This window comes from Kitasatospora sp. GAS1066B (assembly GCF_041262605.1).
In the GTDB taxonomy this organism is placed as follows: Bacteria; Actinomycetota; Actinomycetes; order Streptomycetales; family Streptomycetaceae; genus Kitasatospora.
Window position 1 is genome coordinate 296,382 of sequence record NZ_JBGCCO010000002.1, and the last position, 16,502, is coordinate 312,883.

The following is a 16,502-nucleotide window of genomic DNA, read 5'->3' on the forward strand; positions in this document are numbered from 1 at the left end:
AACGCCGCGCCGACGGGCCGTCAGGTGCGGGCCCGCGCTCGGACACCATAGGCGACGGCGCCGAGCGCGAGCCCCGCCTTACCCCAGCAGCGCGAGCAGCTCCGCGCAGTCGGCTCGCAGTGCCTCGTCCGCCGCGCAGTCGTACCGCATCCCGGGCCTGGGGGCGCCGTCGTTGCCCAACCGGCGGACCTCGGCCGCCTCCATCGCGAGCAGCTCGCGCAGCCCGTCGGGCAGCGGCTGCCCGGCCGCGGCCGCCCGACGCAGGCCGGCGGCGATCACGGGTCGCACGGCCCTGGTGTCGGTCCACGCCGTGGCGAGCGTCCGGTCGAGCAGCTGAGCGGACTGCGGCTCGTCCGCCAGGCCGGCCGCGCGCAGCGCGAGGGCGGCCCGGGCGGTGATCTGGTCCGAGTCGTCGGTCAGGCAGGCGCGCAGTGGCTCGGCCAGCGGCGCGGCGGCCGGGCCCATGGCGGCCAGCAGGTCCAGCGCCAACTGCCGGGCGTACCAGGCCTGCTGGTCCGCCAGCAGCTCGGCCAGCACCGGCCACAACTCCGCCGGGTCCAGGCCGGCGTGCCAGAGCGCGCGGGCGATCACCGCCCGGGTCGCCGGCTTCGGATCGGGGAGCAGTCGGCGCAGCACCGGCACCACCTCAGCTGCTTCCTCTGCTTCCTCCGCCTCGCGCCCCAGATCGTCCGGGTGGGCGAGCAGCAGCAGGGCCGCCGGGTGCAGGGTGCCGCCGGTCTTCGGCAGCTCCTTGCGGAACTCCTCGAGTACCGGGGCGATCAGGGCCCCGGACCCCGGGAGGCAGGCTTGCAGGGCGGCCAGGACGCGGCAGGAGGCCGTCACCCCGGCGTGGTCGAACACCCCCGGTGTGGTGTCGGACTTCGCGTTCGTCCAGCTCAGATGGGGGACCAGGGTGGGTATCAGGTCGGCCGCGTGCGCGGCGAGCCGGGCGCACCACGCGGGCAGCTCCTCGGGGCCCTCGCGACCCGGCAGCAGCCGGGCGAGCAGCGTGGCGGCGCGCCGATCGCCTGCCGCCACCAGGAGTTGGAGGCACTGCCCGGGCAGCCCCCGCTCCCAGCCCCAGCTCGTGCGGTACTCCCCGGCCTCGGCCACGGCGGCCGCGGCGTCCAGCAGTGCGGGGGTCAACGGCAGGGCGCAGAGGCGCAGTTCGCGAGCGGCGGCGGTAGCGGTCTCGGCGGCGCTGACCGCCGGGTCGGTGGCGGTGACCAGGGCGGCCAGCAGCTCGGCGGTCGCCTCGGCGCCGGGCACCCGCCAGCCGCTGTGCAGGTCGCCGGCCCGCTCCACGGCGTCCGCCCGGCTCTGCGGGTCGCCGTGCCGCAGGGCGTGCAGGACCAGGCGGTGACGGTCCGTCACCCGGTCGCCGAGGGCCAGGTGCAGGTCGGCGAGGGCCTCGGCCGCGCGCTCGTCGGTGGCGTCCTCGAACTCGGTGGCGCGCAGCCGCCGCAGGTGGGAGCTGAGCGTGCCGTCGTCGGGGAGCGGCGGAGCGGCGGGGGAGCTGCCCCGCTGCTGTGCGTCGTCCAGCGCGGCCGTGGCCCGCTCGACGAGGCCGGCGGGCAGCTGCTCCGGCGTGTGGCGGGCCAGTTCGGCGAGCGCCGTGAGCACCGTGCCGGGGTCGCCACCGGGCGCGGCCAGTCGCAGCAGGCCCTCGGTGGCTCGGCCGGACTCGGGTGACCGGCCCAGCAGTTCACCGAACGCGCCGGCCAGCGCGTGCCGGACCGCGCCGTCCTGCTCGACGGCGGCGCGGGCGATCAGCGGGTCCAGGACGGCCGGCGGCTGCGGGTGCCGCCGGGCCAGCAGCCCGATCGCCGCCGCCCGGACGGCCGGGTCCGGGTCGTCGAACAGCCGGGCCAGTAGCGGTACTCGCTCGCGCAGGACGTCGCCCGCGAGCAGGCCGTAGGCCACCGCGAGCTCCTCCCACCAGTCGTCCTCGCCGTCATGCGCGGCGATCACCGTGTGCGGGTCCGGCATGCCGTCCCAGGCGTGCTCGATCGCGGCGTCGGCAGACTCGCCGATGCTGGCCAGCAGGTACAGCACACTCGCCCGGTCGGCCACCGCGGGGTCGCCGGCCAGGGAGAGGAGGAACGGCAGGCAGGCCAGTGTCGAGTTGTAGACATCACCCTGGTGATGGACGCCGCCGTAGAGGGCGTCCAGCGCGTTCGCGCGTTCGCGGGGGTCATCGCCGGCCAGTGCGCGCAGGAGAACGGGCACATCGCCCGCGTCGCCGTAGGCGTGGGTGAGCGAGGCCCAGTCGACGGCGTCCAGTCCGTGCAGTGGGTCGGGCATGCGGCGACTCCCTGTCGTGCGCGAGGTGTTGTCGCGTCAGTCTCGCGCAGCGCGCCGACAGTCGGACGACGGGGGCTCACCCCTGCCACAGTTCACCCTTGGCGCAGTTCGCCCGCCTCGCCGAGCCAGACCAGCCGGCCGCGCTCCAGCACGTGCACCAGGGCGTCGTCCGGTGCCCAGGCCGGCAGGGTGCGGGCGGTCAGCAGCACCGCGCGCCCTGCCAGCGCCCGGTCGGTGAGCAGCCGGCGCAGCCGGGCCACCACGGCGGGGGCCAGGCCGCGTTCGGGTTCGTCGAGCAGCAGCAACGCGGGCTCGGCCAGCAGCGCCCGGGCGAGGGCGACCAACTGCTGCTGGCCGCCGGAGAGATCGGTGCACAGCCGGCCGAACAGCGCGGTCAGTTCCGGGAATCGGGCCGCCGCGCGCTCGGGCGGGCCGGACAGGCCGAGCGTCTCGGCCACCGTCAGGGTCGAGAAGACCGCCCGGCGGTCCGGGACCAGCACCACGCCGAGCGCGGCCCGGCGGTGGGCGGCCAGCGTGGTGACGTCCCGTCCGGCCACGGTGACCCGGCCCTGGTACGGGTGGGCCAGGCCGGCCAGGGTCGCCAGCACGGTGGAGCGCCCGGAACCGTTGCGGCCGACCAGGAAGCCGACCCGCCCGTTCGGGCAGCGCACGTCCACCCCGTGCAGCCGCTCGACCCGTCCGTAGCGGACCCGGACGCCGTGCAGTTCGGCGGCCAGGCCGCCCGTCGAGGTGCTCACCAGAGCCGCCGGACCCGCTGGTCGGCGAGCACCCGCTCGATCGGACCGGTGGCCACCACCCGGCCGCCGTCCAGCACGTAGGCGGTCTCGGCGAGCCGGGAGACCAACCCGAGGTCGTGCTCGACCAGCAGCACGCCCGCCCCCTCGCGGGCCACCAGGGCCAGCACCCGGGCGACCCAGGCGACTTGGCCCGCGTCGAGGCCGACCGAGACCTCGTCCACCAGCAGCACCCGCGGCGCTCCGGCCAGCGCTCGGGCCAACTCGACCAGCCGGAGCACCCCGAGCGGCAGGTCGCCCGCCGGGCGGTCGGCGAGCGGGGTCAGGCCCAGCAGTCGCAGCGCGCCGGCCACCCGCTGCCGGACCGCCACCGCCGGCGGGGCCGCGAGGCGCGCCCGGAGAGCGGCGCCGCCGGGCCTGCTCGGCCGCTGCTGCTCGGCGCCGACCTGGACGTTCTCCGCGACCGTCAACTCGGGGAAGACGGCCACCTGCTGGAAGGTCCGCGCCACGCCGAGCCGGGCCCGCCGGTGGCAGGGCGCCCGGGTGATGTCGCGGTCGTCGAGCAGGATCCGCCCGCCGTCGGGCCGGGCCAGTCCGCTGAGGCAGTCGAGCAGCACGCTCTTGCCCGCGCCGTTCGGGCCGACCAGCGCGGTGACCCGCCCGGCGCGCACGGCCAGGTCCACCCCGTCCACCACCGGCACGCCGCCGAGCCGCCGCAGCACCCCGCGTCCGGCCAGCAGCCCGGCGCCGGTCCGCTCGCCGCTCACCCCGGCACCGCCCGCCGGACCCGGCCCGCGAGCCCGCCGGGCAGTCGGCCCGCCCCCGCCGCGAGGGCGCCCACCACCACGGCCGACATCCCCGGCACGGTCGCCGCGTCCAGCCCCACCAGCGCGAACGCGGCCAGCACCGCGCCGACCGCGCTGTCCACCCCGGCCACCACCACGGCCGCGAACCAGAGCAGCCCCTGCACCGGGTCGAAGACCGAGGCGTCGAAGGCCTCGCCGCCCAGCGCGAGCAGCACTCCGCCCGCGCCCGCCAGGCCCGCGCCCAGCCCGAAGACCAGCAGCTTGACCCGGGGCACCGCCACCCCCGCCGCCCAGGCGCCCGCCTCGTGGTCGCGCATCGCCACCAGTGCCCGGCCCAGCCGCCCCCGCCGCACCGCCGCCACCAGCAGCGCGCCCACCGCGAGCACCGCCAACTCGGCGGCGTAGAAGGCGTGGTCGCCACGGAGGAAGACGGGCCGCAGCACCGTCAGGCCGGCTGTCGCGTAGGGCTGCTCGAAGACGAAGCGGCTCAGCCCGACCGCCAGCGCGAAGGTCACCAGGGCCAGCACCAGGCCGCGCCGGTGCACCACCGGGCGGCCGATCAGCAGCCCGGCCGTCGCCAGCCCGAGGACGGTGACCACCAGCGCCGCGCCCACCGGCACCCGGCCGGAGGCGAGCAGCGCGGCGGCCAGCGCACCCAGGCCCGCGAACGCGCCCTGGCCCAGCGAGACCAGCCCGCCGCCGCCGGTCACCAGCACCACCGAGAGCAGGATCAGCGCCAGTGCGGGCACCGTGAGCACGGCCCGCACGCCGCCCGCCCGCAGCGCCAGCGGGGTGAGCAGCGCGAGCGCGCAGACGGCGGTCGCCCAGCCCCAGCCCCAGCTCGAGCCCCAGCCAGCGTCACCGCCGCGCCGCCGCCCGAGCTGCGGCACGCCGCCGCCGCCCAGCAGCCCCTGCTCGGTGAAGCCTTCGACGAAGCCCCACGGCACCAGGGCGGCCACCAGCAGCGCCACCGCGAAGAGGTTGGACTGCACGGCGTCCAGCAGCGGCCCCAGCGTGCCGCCCGGGTGCAGCCAGGTCAGCTCGGACTGGCCGATGCCCAGCGCGAGCCCGACGGCCACCGCGATCGGCAGGCTCTGCAGCCGGGCCGCCACCGCGACCGCGAGGGTCTCCATCACCAGCAGCGGCAGCCCGTACGGGTCGAGCAGCACCAACGGCGCCAGCAGCACGCCCACCAGCCCGGCCGTGAAGGAGCCGAACGCCCAGCCGGCCGCCGCCACCCGCCCGGCGTTCACCCCGGCCAGCTCGGCCAGGGTCGGGTCGGCGGAGACCGCTCTGGCCCGCACCCCGAAGCCGGTCCACCGCCCGATCGCCCAGAGCGCCACCGCGATCACCAGCACGGTGCCGAGCTGGGCCACCGCGTCCACCCGCAGCAGGTGGCCACCGGGCAGCGTGACGGTCCGCGCCGGGACCAGCGACGGCACGTCCGTCAGCGGCGTGGTGCCCCAGATCGCCGCGACCGCGCCGATCAGCAGCACCAGGACGCCGACGCAGGCGACCACCACCTCACCGATCGCCGCCTGGCGCCGCTGGAGCGGTCCGAAGACGGCCAGCTGGAGCAGCACGCCGAGCCCGGGCGCCACCACCAGCAGGCAGAGCACCGCGCCCCAGCCCACCGGCCAGCCGCGCACCACCACCAGCTCGCGCAGCAGATAGGCGATGAAGACCGCGATGCCGCCCTGCGCCAGGTTGAGCACCCCGGTCAGCCGGTAGCAGACCACCAGCCCGACTCCGCTGAGCGCGGCCGCGCTGCCGACGGCCACGCCCGCCAGCGCGAAGTCGATCGCCAGCCCGGGGTCGGCCATCAGACCGGGCCGTCCGCGGGCAGCACGTCCGGCTCGCAGACCGGGCACGGCGCCAGCCCGCGGGCCCGGACCGCCGCGCCGTCGACCGGGACGGCCTGCGGCTTGCCCGCCACCAGCGGGCAGTCGGGGCGGTGGCAGAGGGTGCCGCCGGGCACCGCCACCAGGCTGCCGCTCGGCGCCGCCGGCTCGCCGCCGGTCTCGGGCAGCTGCCAGTCGGCGGCGGCCGGCTCGACCGGGGGAGCGGCGTCGGTCGGGGTGGCCGTGCCCTGGGTGCCCGTCGGGGCGCCCAGGGCGGCAGTGCCCGCGCCCGGGGTGCGCAGCGCTGCCCAGACCACGCCCGCCACGATCAGCGCGGCGCCCGGCGCGGTGGCGGAGGCGAGGTAGGGGAGCTGGCGGGCGGTCAGCCGCTCGCCCGAGACGGCGTACCAGCCGAGCACGCACATCGCCCCACCCAGCAGGGCCAGCAGCCAGCCGAAGGGTGCGCCGGCGAGGAGGCGGGTGAGGACCGGGCGCCCGGAGCTGTCCATCGCGATCCTTTCCGCCGCCCGCCAGGGGCCGGCGACCCGTCAGCCGCGCCGGCCGGCTCGCCCGCCGCCGTGTTGCGGGTGGGTGGTCGATCGGCCTACATAGTGTCACCTGCGTCACACTCGGTCGCAGCGCGACACCAGGCGGAGAAACCCATGCGCACCATGCCCAACGACCGGCCGGCCGACCCGGCGCGTCGCCCGTCCGCAGAGCCGCGATCTCACCCGTCCGGCCGCCTGACGGTCCTTCGGACGGCGGCCGCCGTGCTCGGGGCCCTGCTGCTGGTGGCCTCCTGCTCGAGCAGCACGAAGAGCAGCTCCAGTGCCACCCCGACCCCGACCCCGACCCCGGCGGCGAGCAGCGGGTCGGCGGCGCCGTCCGCGTCCGCGTCCGTCTCCTCCGCCGCGGCCTCGCCCTCCGCCACCGGCGCGGCCTCGCCGACCCCGACCGGCACCGCGCCGGCCGACGTGGCCGCCGCCACGGCGCAGGTCACCCAGAACTGGCAGAGCTTCTTCTCCCCGGCCACGCCGATCAGCGCCAAGGCCGGGCTGCTGCAGAACGGCGACCAACTCCAGCCGCTGCTCCAGGCCTTCGCCGCCGACCCGCGGATCTCGCAGATCAGCGCGCAGGTGACGAACGTCCAGTTCAGCTCCGCCAGCACCGCGACCGTCACCTACAACCTGCTGCTGCAGGGCCAGGTGGTGCAGCCGAACGCGGCCGGGCAGGCGGTGCTGGAGAACGGCACCTGGAAGGTCTCACAGGCCACGCTCTGCGGGCTGGTCGCACAGAGCGGCAACACCGCGGCCGGCGTGGTGCCCGGGTGCAGCAGCTGATTGAGACACGCCCTAGCAGGGTGGCCGCCGCGCTGGCGGCCACCCTGCTGGTGTTGTCCGGCTCGCTGGCCGGCTGCGGCACCCGGCTGCCGGAGAGCGACTTCGCCGCGCCGGGTCCGACGGCCGCCGGGGGCAACCCGGCCAGCGACACCGGTGTGACGTCGGGGCAGATCAAGATCGGCATCGTCACCTCGCTGACCAGCCCGCTCGGCACCGAGGTGCTCTCCGGGCCCCGGTACGGCGCGCTGGCGTTCTTCCAGGCGTTGAACGCGGCCGGTGGCCTGCACGGGCGGACCGTGCAGGTGGTGACCTGCGATGACTCCGGCAGCGGCTTCGGCAACCAGGAGTGCGTGCACAAGCTGATCGACCAGGACCAGGTCTTCGCCTTCGCCGCGGGCAGCGTGCTCGACTACGCGGGAGCCCCGTACGTCAACGGCAAGGCGGTGCCGGACGTGGGCAGCCAGCCGCTGGGCACCGCGTACGACCGGTATCCGCATCTGTACGGCATCTACGGCAGCAACGCCCCGCGCGACGGCCGCTCGGTCGGCTGGGACGGGACGCTCTTCCTGAGCACCGAGGTCTACCGGTACTTCCAGCAGCGCCTCGGCGTGCGGCGGGCCGCGGTGGTCGCCTACAACCAGGCCGAGTCGCTGAGTTACGCGCACCAGATCGAGCAGGGCCTGACGGCCGAGGGCTACCACGTGCTGATGAAGACGGTGGACCTGGCGCTGCCCGCGTTCCCCGCGGTGGCCACCGCGATGGCCTCCGACGGCACCCAGATCGTCTTCGACGCGATGGACACCCGGGGCAACACCGGGCTCTGCCAGGCGCTGGACGCGGCGGGGGTGAAACTCGTCGCCAAGGTGACCAACGTGCAGAACTGGGCGCAGACGGTGGGCCGCGACTACGCGGCCGCGCCCGGTTGCCGCGGCGTCCTGTGGGCCACCTCGTCCAGCCGCAACTACGCGGACACCCGGTACCCCGCCGTCCAGCAGTTCCGCAGCGCCGTGAGCCGCTACTACCCGGATCGCGAACCGCTGCTGTCGGCCTGGGAGTTGGAGGGCTGGGCGGGCGCGCAGTGGCTGACCGACGCGATGGACTCGTGCGGGGCGGCGCTGACCCGGGCCTGCGTGGAGCGGTTCCTGAACCGAGCCCAGCCCTATGACGCGCACGGGCTGCTGATCCCCGCCGACTTCGTCCGCCTGCCGCGCCCCAGCGGTCTCACCCGCGCCTGCCTGGACGTGGCCCGCTGGCAGGACAACACCCCAGCGGGCGGGCCTGGTTGGGTGACCCAGGTGCCCGACATGGACACCAACTGCTTCGACGTGCCGCAGCTGCCGTACCAGCCCTGAGGCCAGCTCCGAGGCAGAAAGTGGCCAGCCTTTCAGGATTTCACAGGTGGCTGATCATCCGATACTGATTGTCCAACTGTTCATCGGGTGGCCATCGGTACGCTATCTACGCGCGTTTCACTCTGAGCCGTCGAGGAAGCGCGAGTGCGAAGAGACGGTGCCATGGTGCAGTTGAGCGAGCGGGTCCGGCGGCGAAGTCGGCCGCGTGAGGGATGGGCCGGGTGGCTGTACACGGCGCCGGCGCTGTTGATCTTCTCGGTCTTCATCATCGGACCGACCGCGTACACGCTCTACATCAGCACCTTCCACTGGAACACGCTCAATCCGTCGATGTCCAGCTTCATCGGAACCGACAACTACCGCCAGCTGTTCCAGTCCACCACGCCCGACTTCCTGACCAGCGCGGGGAATTCGCTCTACTACTGCGCGGCCATGGTGATCGGCGGCACCGCGCTCTCGCTCGCCCTGGCGCTGCTGCTGCAGCGTGGCGGGCGACTGCTGAGCGCCGGCCGGGTGGCGATCTTCGCGCCGCACGCGACCCCGATCGTGGCCACCTCGCTCGCCTGGGTCTGGCTCTTCAACCCGCAGTTCGGGCTGATCGACCTGGTGTTGAAGCACCTGCACCTGCCCACCCCGCAGTTCCTCTTCTCCAGCAGCTGGGCGATGCCCTCGGTGATCGTCTACAGCCTCTGGCACGAGGTCGGCTTCACCGTGGTGCTCTTCCTCGGCGGTCTGGCCGTCACCTCCGGCGAACTCAGCGAAGCGGCCCGGGTCGACGGGGCGAGCCCCTGGCAGGAGTTCTGGCACATCACCTGGCCGCAGCTGCGTCCGGTGACGCTCTTCGCGGTGGTGATCACCAGCATCACCTCGCTGCAGGCCTTCACCCAGTTCTACGAGATGAGCCGGGGCGGCCCGGCCTACGCGACCACCACCCTGAGCTACCTGCTCTACCAGGAGGCGTTCGTCCTCTTCGACACCGGGTACGGCGCCGCGCTGGCCGTGGTGCTCTTCGTGGTCACCGCCGCCTTCACGCTGCTCCAGCGCCGCCTCGGCGACCGGATCGCCGCCGACCTCTGACCCGCAGCAATGTCATTCCACAGCAACACCCTTCCACAGCACCGCCGTTCCGCACTGTTCGCCTGCCCCTGCCGGTATCCCCACACGCGAAAAGGAACCCCGATGTCCTCCAACCCCACGCTGCGTCGTACCGCCGCCACCGTGCTGGCCGCGGCCACCGTGCTCGGTGCGCTGAGCGCCTGTTCCTCGTCGAGCAAGTCCAGCGCCGACGCGGGTTCGGGCGGCACCACCACGATCTCGTTCATGCAGATCATGATCAGCGGCACCCAGAAGAGCACCCTGGTCGCGCTGACCGACGCCTTCCAGCAGGCGAACCCGAACATCAAGGTCAACCTGGAGTACCAGCCGGACTACGGCACCCTGCACGCCAAGGAGACCGCCGGGGTCGCGGCCCACAACCCGCCCACCATCGGTCAGGTCTACGAGAGTTGGGCCGCCGACTACGCCAAGAGTCAGGTGATCCTGCCGGTCGGCCAGTACGCGGGCAGCGACAGCCCGGCCGGGCTCTCGGACTTCTACCAGGGCGTGCAGAAGGACCTGCGGCTGCCCGACGGCAAGCTGTGGATGTGGCCGTTCAACAAGAGCGTCCAGGTGCTCTTCTACAACCAGGACCTGCTCCAGGCCAAGGGGCAGGGCGCGCCGACCAGTTGGGACCAGTTCGCGACGGCGGCCAAGGCGGTCTCCGGGGACGGCGTCACCGCGATCAGCATCGACCCGGGCACCACCGCCTCGCCGGCCGGCGGCACCGTGCTCTTCGACGCGCTCTGCGCCGCCGACGGCACCCCGGACATCGCCGCCGACGGCACCCCGCAGCTCAACAGCCCGGCCGCGGTCCAGGCGCTGAGCTACCTGGCCGACCTGAAGAAGGCCGGCGCGCTGGCGGTCGGCTCCAACTTCCCGGGCGAGACGGCGCTCGGGGCCAAGAAGGGCGCCTTCGACATGTCGAGCGCCGCGGGCTACTACTTCGAGAACCAGGCGGTGGGCGGCAAGTTCGCCCTGGGCACCGAGGTGCTGCCGACGGGCGCGAGCGGCCGGCCGACCAACGTGCTCTCCGGCACCAACATCGCGATGTTCGCGTCGGCGAGCAAGGCCCAGCAGGCGGCGGCCTGGAAGTACATGCAGTTCCTGGCCTCCGCCCAGAGCCAGGCCCAGTGGTCCAGCACCACCGGGTACCTGCCGGTCACCGCGAAGGCGCTCGACCAGATGAGCGACTTCCTGGCCAAGAACCCGTACATGAAGACCGCCGCCGCGGCCCTCGACTACGCCGTGGCGCAGCCCGCCTTCCCGTGGGTCGCCAAGGCCCAGGGCGAGGAGGTCGTCGCGCTGCAGAAGGTGCTGGAGCAGGGCGCCGACCCGGCCGGCGCGCTGAACGCCGCCCAGCAGGCCGCCCAGGCGGACCAGAAGGCGGGCCAGTGACCCTCGCCGGACCAACTGCTCGTCGGCCGCGCGGCGCGCTGCGCCGCACCGTGGCCGTGCTGATCGCGCTGGCCTTCCTCTTCCCGTTCTACTACGTGCTGGTCACCTCGCTGAACTCGGCCTCGCAGTCCAGCACCCTCGCCGATCTGCTGCTTCCGCACTGGCACTGGGAGAACTACGCCCGCGCCTGGGCGGCCGCGCCCTGGCCCCGGCTCTTCCTCAACACGGTGCTGATCGGCGCCTGCACGGTGGTGCTCGCGCTGGCCACCTCGCTGCTGGCCGGATTCGCCTTCGGGGTGATGAGGTTCCGCGGCCGGGGCCTGCTGTTCGCGCTGGTGATGGCGGTGATGATGGTGCCGGGGACGGTGCTGATCATCCCCGACTACATCATCGCCACCGACATCCACTGGCTGGACACCTACTGGATCCAGATCGTGCCGTGGGGTGCCAGCGTCTTCGGCATCTTCCTGGTCCGGCAGTTCTTCCTGGGCCTGCCGGCCGAACTCTTCGACGCCGCCGAGCTGGACGGCGCCGGACGGTTCCGGATGCTCTGGTCGATCGGCATGCCGCTGGTCCGTCCGGCGATGCTGATCATCGCCCTGCAGGTCTTCCTGGCCAGCTGGAACTCCTTCCTCTGGCCGTTCATCATGACCCAGGACCCGAACGTGCAGCCGGTCGAGGTGGGACTGGCGGCCTTCGCCGGGGCGGACGGCACCGACTACCCGGGGCTCGCCGCCGCCGTGGTCTTCACCACCGCGCCGGTGCTGGCCTTCTTCCTGGTGCTGCAGCGGCACTTCGTCACCGGCGCGATGTCCACCGCGGGCGGTGTCCGTGGCTGACACGACGTCATCTCCGGTCCTGATCACCGATTTCGACGGCACCCTCTACCGCGGTGACGCGCCGATCCGGCGCTACGCCGAGCACGCCGCCGCCGCGCTGCCCACCGCCGCGCGAGCCGAACTGCTGGACGGTGTCGAGCGGTTCCTGGCGCTCGGCGCCGCAGCCGGGCCGCCGCTGGGCGAGGCGATCGACGGCTGGGAGGCCGTCGCGGTGCTCGGCCGCGCGGTCGGCCTGGACACCGCCGAGCTGAACCGGGCGTTCGCGGCGACCCGCGAGCTGATGCTGGACGCTGCCCGCTGCCCGCTGGAGGTCCCGGCCGGCTACGCCGAACTGCTCGCCGAACTGCGCGGCGAAGGCGTGCGGGTGGTGCTGGCCACCAACAGCCCGGCGGCCGGCCTGGACGGGCTGCTGCGGCGGCTCGAACTGCCGCCGCTGCTGGACTCGGTGGTCGCCGGCACCGGAAAGCCGGACGGCCTGCGGCACCTGCTGCGCGCGGAGAACCCGGCCGGCGGCAGGCGGCGGCTCTGCGTGATCGGCGACCACTGGCGCAACGACATCGAGCCCGGTCGCGAGGTCGGCGCGCACAGCGCCTACATCGACCGGTTCGGCCGGGCCGACGGTCCCGCCGACGCGATCGCCCCGACCGTGGAGGGGCTGCTCGACTCCATCCGGACCTGGGCCACGGCCCAGGCGCCGACCGAAAGGAACTGATCACCCGCTATGGCCACCATCGAATTCTGGGGCGGAGTCGGCGTCATCGGCGGCAGCAAGATCCTGGTCCAGCAGGACGGTTACCGGGTGCTGCTGGACATCGGCATCGACATCCCGTCCGGCGGCGACCTGTTCCGGCTGCCGGTGCGCCCGCGCCCGGGCCGGGAACTGGCCGACCGGCTGCGCCTGGGCGCCGCGCCCGCGCTGCCGGGGCTGTTCGCCCCCGAGGCGTTGGAGCCCGGCTCGCCGCTGGCCGAACAGGCGGGCGAGACCGCCGTCTTCGTCAGCCACCCGCACATCGACCACGTGGGCCTGGCCGGTTTCGTCCGCCCCGAGGTGGCCGTGCACGCGCACACCGAGGCGGTCGACGTGCTGACCGCGCTCGCCGCCACCGGCCAGGGACTGACCCACGGCGAGCCCGACTGGCGGCGTCTGACGGACCATCAGCGCGTAGTGGTGGGCCCGCTGGAGGTGGAGTGCGTCCCGGTCGACCACGATGTGCCGGGCGCCAGCGGCTACCTGGTGCACACGCCCGACGGCACCCTGGCCTTCACCGGTGACTACCGCTTCCACGGCCACCACCCGCAGCGGTCCTGGGACTTCGTCGACCGGGCGGCGGGCAGCGCCGTCCTGGTCACCGAGGGCACCACGCTCGGCTGGGAGAACCCGAGCGGGCGCCGGCGCGACGAGAGCGACGTGGCCCGCGACTTCGCCCGCGCGCTGGAGGAGACCCCGGGCCTGCTGCTGCTCTCGCTCTACCCGCGCGACGTGGACCGGGTGCGGGCGTTCCTGGAGATCGCCGGGGCGGCCGGGCGGCGGATCGTCTGGACCGAGCAGGTGGCGGCCTTCCTGCGCCTGGTCGGCGTCGAGCAGGCGCTCTCGGCGGCCGAGCTGCCGGCCGCCGAACTGCGCGCCGAGCCGGACCGGTACGTGGTGATGCCGGACCCGGACGACCTGCCCTCGCTGCTCGACCTGCCGGTCGGCGACGGCTACCCCGGCGCCACCCTGGTGCACGCCAACGGCGAGCCGCTCGGCCCCTTCGAGCCGCGCTGGGCGCCGTTCACCGACTGGCTGGCCGCGCTGGGCATCCCGCTGCGCCAGATCGGCTGTTCGGGCCACGCCTCGCAGGACGACCTGCACCACATGCTGGAGCGGCTGCGCCCCGCCACCGTCTTCCCGATCCACACCACCTCGCCCACCCGGCTGCACCCGCCGCAGGGCATGCGGCGGGTGCTGGCCGCCTACGGTGCCCGCTACACCTTCGGTGGCGACGCGATCTGACGCTAGGTCGGCCCTGGTTCGGGCTCAGGTGCGGTGCGGGAGCCCGTTCCGCCGCTGTGACGGCATCCGCACGCGGGTGTTACCCGGGCGTTGCGATCGGGGCCGGAGAGGTGCGTTATCGTCACGCCTGTCGGAACGTCAGCAAGCACCAGCAGGACTGGCCTGAACAGGGGAGACATCGTGCGCGAGTTCTACGAGCGCGAGGAGTTCATCGAGCGCGACCGCGGCTTCTTCGGCGGTGAGGAGATCATCGAGCGCGAGCAGATCGTCGAGCGCGACCGCTTCGGTCGTGAGCGGATCATCGAGCGCGAGGAGATCATCGAGCGGCCGGGTCTGTTCGACGGCCTCTTCGGCGGTGGCCGTGAGGAGATCGTCGAGCGTGAGGAGATCATCGACCGGGACTTCTTCTAGAGTCCGGTCGGTCCGAGTGCTGGTTGCGGCGTAGGCCTCAACCAGCACTCGCGCGTCGACCGTTACGTGCGCGTCGAGCGGCAGGTGCGCGCTCTCGGGGGCGGTCAGCTGCGCAGCATCCCGCCGACGATCCCGCCCAGCCCCGCGCCCTCGGCCCCGGCCACCGCGCCGTCCCGGGCCAGGTACGGCTCCAGGGCGTGCGCCAGGCTGGAGAGCGGCATGCTCTGCAGCCAGATCTGGCCGGGCCCGGTCAGTGCCACCAGGTGGTAGCCGTCGCCGCCGAAGATCTTGTTGGCGATGCCCGGCACCCGGGTGATGCTGAACTGCACCGTCTCGTCGAACATCCCCACGTGCCCGGGGTGCACCAGCATGGTCTGACCGGGCGCCAGGGTGTACTGGCAGAGCTCGCCGGACAGTTCGATCCAGGCCCGGCCCTGCCCGTGCAGCCGCTGCAGCACGAAGCCCTCGCCGCCCCACAGCCCGCCGCGGAAGGACTGCTGCAGGGCGATGCTCGGGGTGATCCCCGGCGTCCCGCAGAGCCAGCCGTGCCGGTGCACCAGCACGCCGCGGCCCTGGGCGATGTCCACCGGCACGATGTGCCCCGGCACCTTCGAGGCGAAGGCCACCAGCCCCGGGGCGCCGTGCGCCTGGTACCTGGTCAGGAATATCCCGCCACCGCTGACCGCCCGCTTGAGCGTGCCCAGCAGCCCGCCGCCGCCCGGGCCACCGGAGTTGGTGGTCTGCGACATCTGGATGTTCGCCGACATCCAGGACAGCTCGCCGTGCATCGAGATGATCGACTCGCCGGCCCCCAACTGCATCTCCAGCACCGGCATCGTGCTGCCCTTGATCACGTCCTGCATCCGGATTCCCTCCCCGACCGGTAGCAGCCCCGTGCCGCCCACCCATCGCGCACGGTATCGCCCGACCGTGCTGCCGACCAGGGCGGGCGGCCGCATCGCCGGTGGCACGGGGGGCGTTTGATGGCCGGGTATTCACCGGGGATTCACCCGCAGTCCCCCGGCGTGGTACGGGGGTGACCGTAGGTTTCAGCACGAAGGAAGTTGTTCATACAACTTGGCACTGCTGTGGATGCGCCCACCGCACGGGCGCATCGGAATGGAGAACCGTGAACGACACGCTGGGCTCGGCGGATGTGGTGGTCGTCGGAGCCGGGATCGTCGGTCTGGCCCACGCGTACGAGGCGCTGGAGCGCGGGCTGTCGGTGGCGATCGTGGAGCGTGACGAGCGGGCCACCGGCGCCTCGGTGCGCAACTTCGGCCACGCCTGCGCCACCGCGCAGGACGGTGTCGCGCTGGGCTACGGTCTTGAGGCCCGCGCGCGCTGGATCAAGCTGGCCGAGCAGGCCGGTTTCTGGCTGCGCCGCAGCGGCACCGTGATGGTCGCCCGGGCCGAGGACGAGCTCGCCGTGCTGACCGAGTTCCAGCAGCTGCGCGGCGACGACGAGGTGCGACTGCTCGGCGCGGCGCAGGTGGCCGAGCGGGTGCCGGTCGGTCCGGGCGTGGTCGGCGGGGCCTGGCTGCCGGACGACGTGCGGGTCGACCCGCGCGAGTGCGTGCCGGCGATCGCCCGCCACCTCGCCGAGCGCGGCGTCCGGTTCCACTGGGCCACCACCGCCCACGCGATCGAGCCGGGCCTGGTCCGCACCAGCCGCGGTGAGCTGCGCGCCGGTGCGATCGTGCTGGCCGCCGGGCACGACCTCGACCGGCACTACCCCGAGCTGGCGGCCGAGTCCGGCGTGCGGCGCTGCGTACTGCGGATGCTGCGGGTGGACAACCCGCACCCGCGGCCCATCGAGCCCGCCGTGCAGACCGGCTTCTCGCTGCTGCGCTACGACGGCTTCGCCGCCTGCCCGAGCCTGCCGGAGGTGCGCGAGCGGCTCACCCGCGAGTACCCCGAGTTGATCGGGATCGGCCTCAACCTGATGTTCACCCAGCGCCCCGACGGCACCCTGACCATCGGTGACACCCACACCTACGACGTCAGCCCCGCCCCCTTCGACCCGGAGGAGCTGGACGCCGCCGTGCTGCGCGAGACCGCCCAACTGCTCGGCGTGCAGCGGCTGACGGTCCGTGAGCGCTGGCGCGGCGTCTACGCCTCCGGCGTGCGCCCGTACCTGGTCGCCGCCCCCGCCGAGGGCGTCCGGGCGGTCTCGGTGACCTCGGGCATCGGCATGACCACCGCGCTCGGCCTGGCACCGGCCGTGTTGGACGGCCTGCTCGGCGGCACGGTGCAGCAGCCGGCCGAACTGGCGGCCCTCTGCGGGTGACCCCTCTGCGGGTGACGTACCGACGGGTGGGGCCCGCCGCACTCGCGGCGGGCCCCACCCGTCAGTACTTCGCGCCGC

General features: G+C 74.0%; 16 protein-coding genes. 9 read left to right on the top strand and 7 right to left on the bottom strand.

The features are described 5' to 3' along the window. Positions 1-78: 78 nt before the first annotated feature. From ABH937_RS02990 to ABH937_RS03015, 6 genes are all read right to left on the bottom strand, one after another. Complete coding sequence (locus tag ABH937_RS02990) at positions 79-2,304, bottom strand: HEAT repeat domain-containing protein (protein WP_370217068.1); 2,226 nt, start codon at positions 2,302-2,304, stop codon at positions 79-81. A 92-nt stretch (positions 2,305-2,396) separates the two neighbouring features. Continuing rightward, entirely contained in the window at positions 2,397-3,062 is a 666-nt protein-coding gene (locus ABH937_RS02995) for an ATP-binding cassette domain-containing protein (RefSeq protein ID WP_370217070.1), read from the bottom strand. Continuing rightward, entirely contained in the window at positions 3,059-3,826 is a 768-nt protein-coding gene (locus tag ABH937_RS03000) for an ABC transporter ATP-binding protein (RefSeq protein ID WP_370217072.1), read from the bottom strand. Before ABH937_RS03000 ends, ABH937_RS02995 begins: the two co-directional genes overlap by 4 nt. Next, positions 3,823-5,688 (bottom strand): ABC transporter permease, encoded by a 1,866-nt coding sequence (locus ABH937_RS03005; RefSeq protein WP_348533710.1) that lies wholly within the window; start codon positions 5,686-5,688, stop codon positions 3,823-3,825. Before ABH937_RS03005 ends, ABH937_RS03000 begins: the two co-directional genes overlap by 4 nt. Next, the gene (locus ABH937_RS03010) at positions 5,688-6,215 is read right to left on the bottom strand and encodes a hypothetical protein (RefSeq protein ID WP_370217073.1); all 528 of its coding nucleotides are present in this window, start codon (positions 6,213-6,215) and stop codon (positions 5,688-5,690) included. Before ABH937_RS03010 ends, ABH937_RS03005 begins: the two co-directional genes overlap by 1 nt. A gap of 218 nt (positions 6,216-6,433) precedes the next feature. Further along, positions 6,434-6,694 carry a hypothetical protein gene (locus tag ABH937_RS03015; RefSeq protein WP_370217074.1) on the bottom strand — a complete coding sequence of 87 codons (261 nt, stop codon included), beginning with the start codon at positions 6,692-6,694 and terminating at the stop codon, positions 6,434-6,436. Here ABH937_RS03015 and ABH937_RS03020 point away from each other — a divergent pair. From ABH937_RS03020 to ABH937_RS03055, 8 genes are all read left to right on the top strand, one after another. Further along, positions 6,681-7,046, top strand: a complete 366-nt coding sequence (locus ABH937_RS03020) for a hypothetical protein (RefSeq protein WP_280693885.1) — start codon at positions 6,681-6,683, stop codon at positions 7,044-7,046. The two genes, ABH937_RS03015 and ABH937_RS03020, sit on opposite strands and share 14 nt — an antisense overlap. 20 nt (positions 7,047-7,066) lie before the next feature. Continuing rightward, complete coding sequence (locus ABH937_RS03025; protein ID WP_370217076.1) at positions 7,067-8,398, top strand: ABC transporter substrate-binding protein; 1,332 nt, start codon at positions 7,067-7,069, stop codon at positions 8,396-8,398. 144 nt (positions 8,399-8,542) lie between these two features. Beyond that, complete coding sequence (locus ABH937_RS03030) at positions 8,543-9,475, top strand: carbohydrate ABC transporter permease (RefSeq protein WP_370217078.1); 933 nt, start codon at positions 8,543-8,545, stop codon at positions 9,473-9,475. 102 nt (positions 9,476-9,577) lie between these two features. After that, positions 9,578-10,891: an extracellular solute-binding protein gene (locus ABH937_RS03035; protein ID WP_370217080.1), complete on the top strand. Its 1,314-nt coding sequence runs from the start codon at positions 9,578-9,580 to the stop codon at positions 10,889-10,891. Then, a complete protein-coding gene (locus ABH937_RS03040) occupies positions 10,888-11,730 on the top strand; it encodes a carbohydrate ABC transporter permease (RefSeq protein WP_370217081.1) in 843 nt (280 codons plus the stop codon). Before ABH937_RS03035 ends, ABH937_RS03040 begins: the two co-directional genes overlap by 4 nt. Beyond that, entirely contained in the window at positions 11,723-12,442 is a 720-nt protein-coding gene (locus ABH937_RS03045) for an HAD family hydrolase (RefSeq protein ID WP_370217083.1), read from the top strand. Before ABH937_RS03040 ends, ABH937_RS03045 begins: the two co-directional genes overlap by 8 nt. A 9-nt stretch (positions 12,443-12,451) precedes the next feature. Continuing rightward, a complete protein-coding gene (locus ABH937_RS03050; RefSeq protein ID WP_370217084.1) occupies positions 12,452-13,723 on the top strand; it encodes an MBL fold metallo-hydrolase in 1,272 nt (423 codons plus the stop codon). A gap of 180 nt (positions 13,724-13,903) precedes the next feature. Then, positions 13,904-14,134: a hypothetical protein gene (locus ABH937_RS03055; RefSeq protein WP_280693892.1), complete on the top strand. Its 231-nt coding sequence runs from the start codon at positions 13,904-13,906 to the stop codon at positions 14,132-14,134. A gap of 104 nt (positions 14,135-14,238) precedes the next feature. Here ABH937_RS03055 and ABH937_RS03060 read toward each other — a convergent pair whose 3' ends face one another. After that, entirely contained in the window at positions 14,239-14,997 is a 759-nt protein-coding gene (locus ABH937_RS03060; protein ID WP_280693893.1) for an AIM24 family protein, read from the bottom strand. Between the two features lie 266 nt (positions 14,998-15,263). Here ABH937_RS03060 and ABH937_RS03065 point away from each other — a divergent pair, with 266 nt between their 5' ends. Next, positions 15,264-16,424, top strand: coding sequence for a TIGR03364 family FAD-dependent oxidoreductase (locus ABH937_RS03065; RefSeq protein ID WP_370217086.1), 1,161 nt, complete (start codon positions 15,264-15,266; stop codon positions 16,422-16,424). Positions 16,425-16,502: the final 78 nt, after the last annotated feature.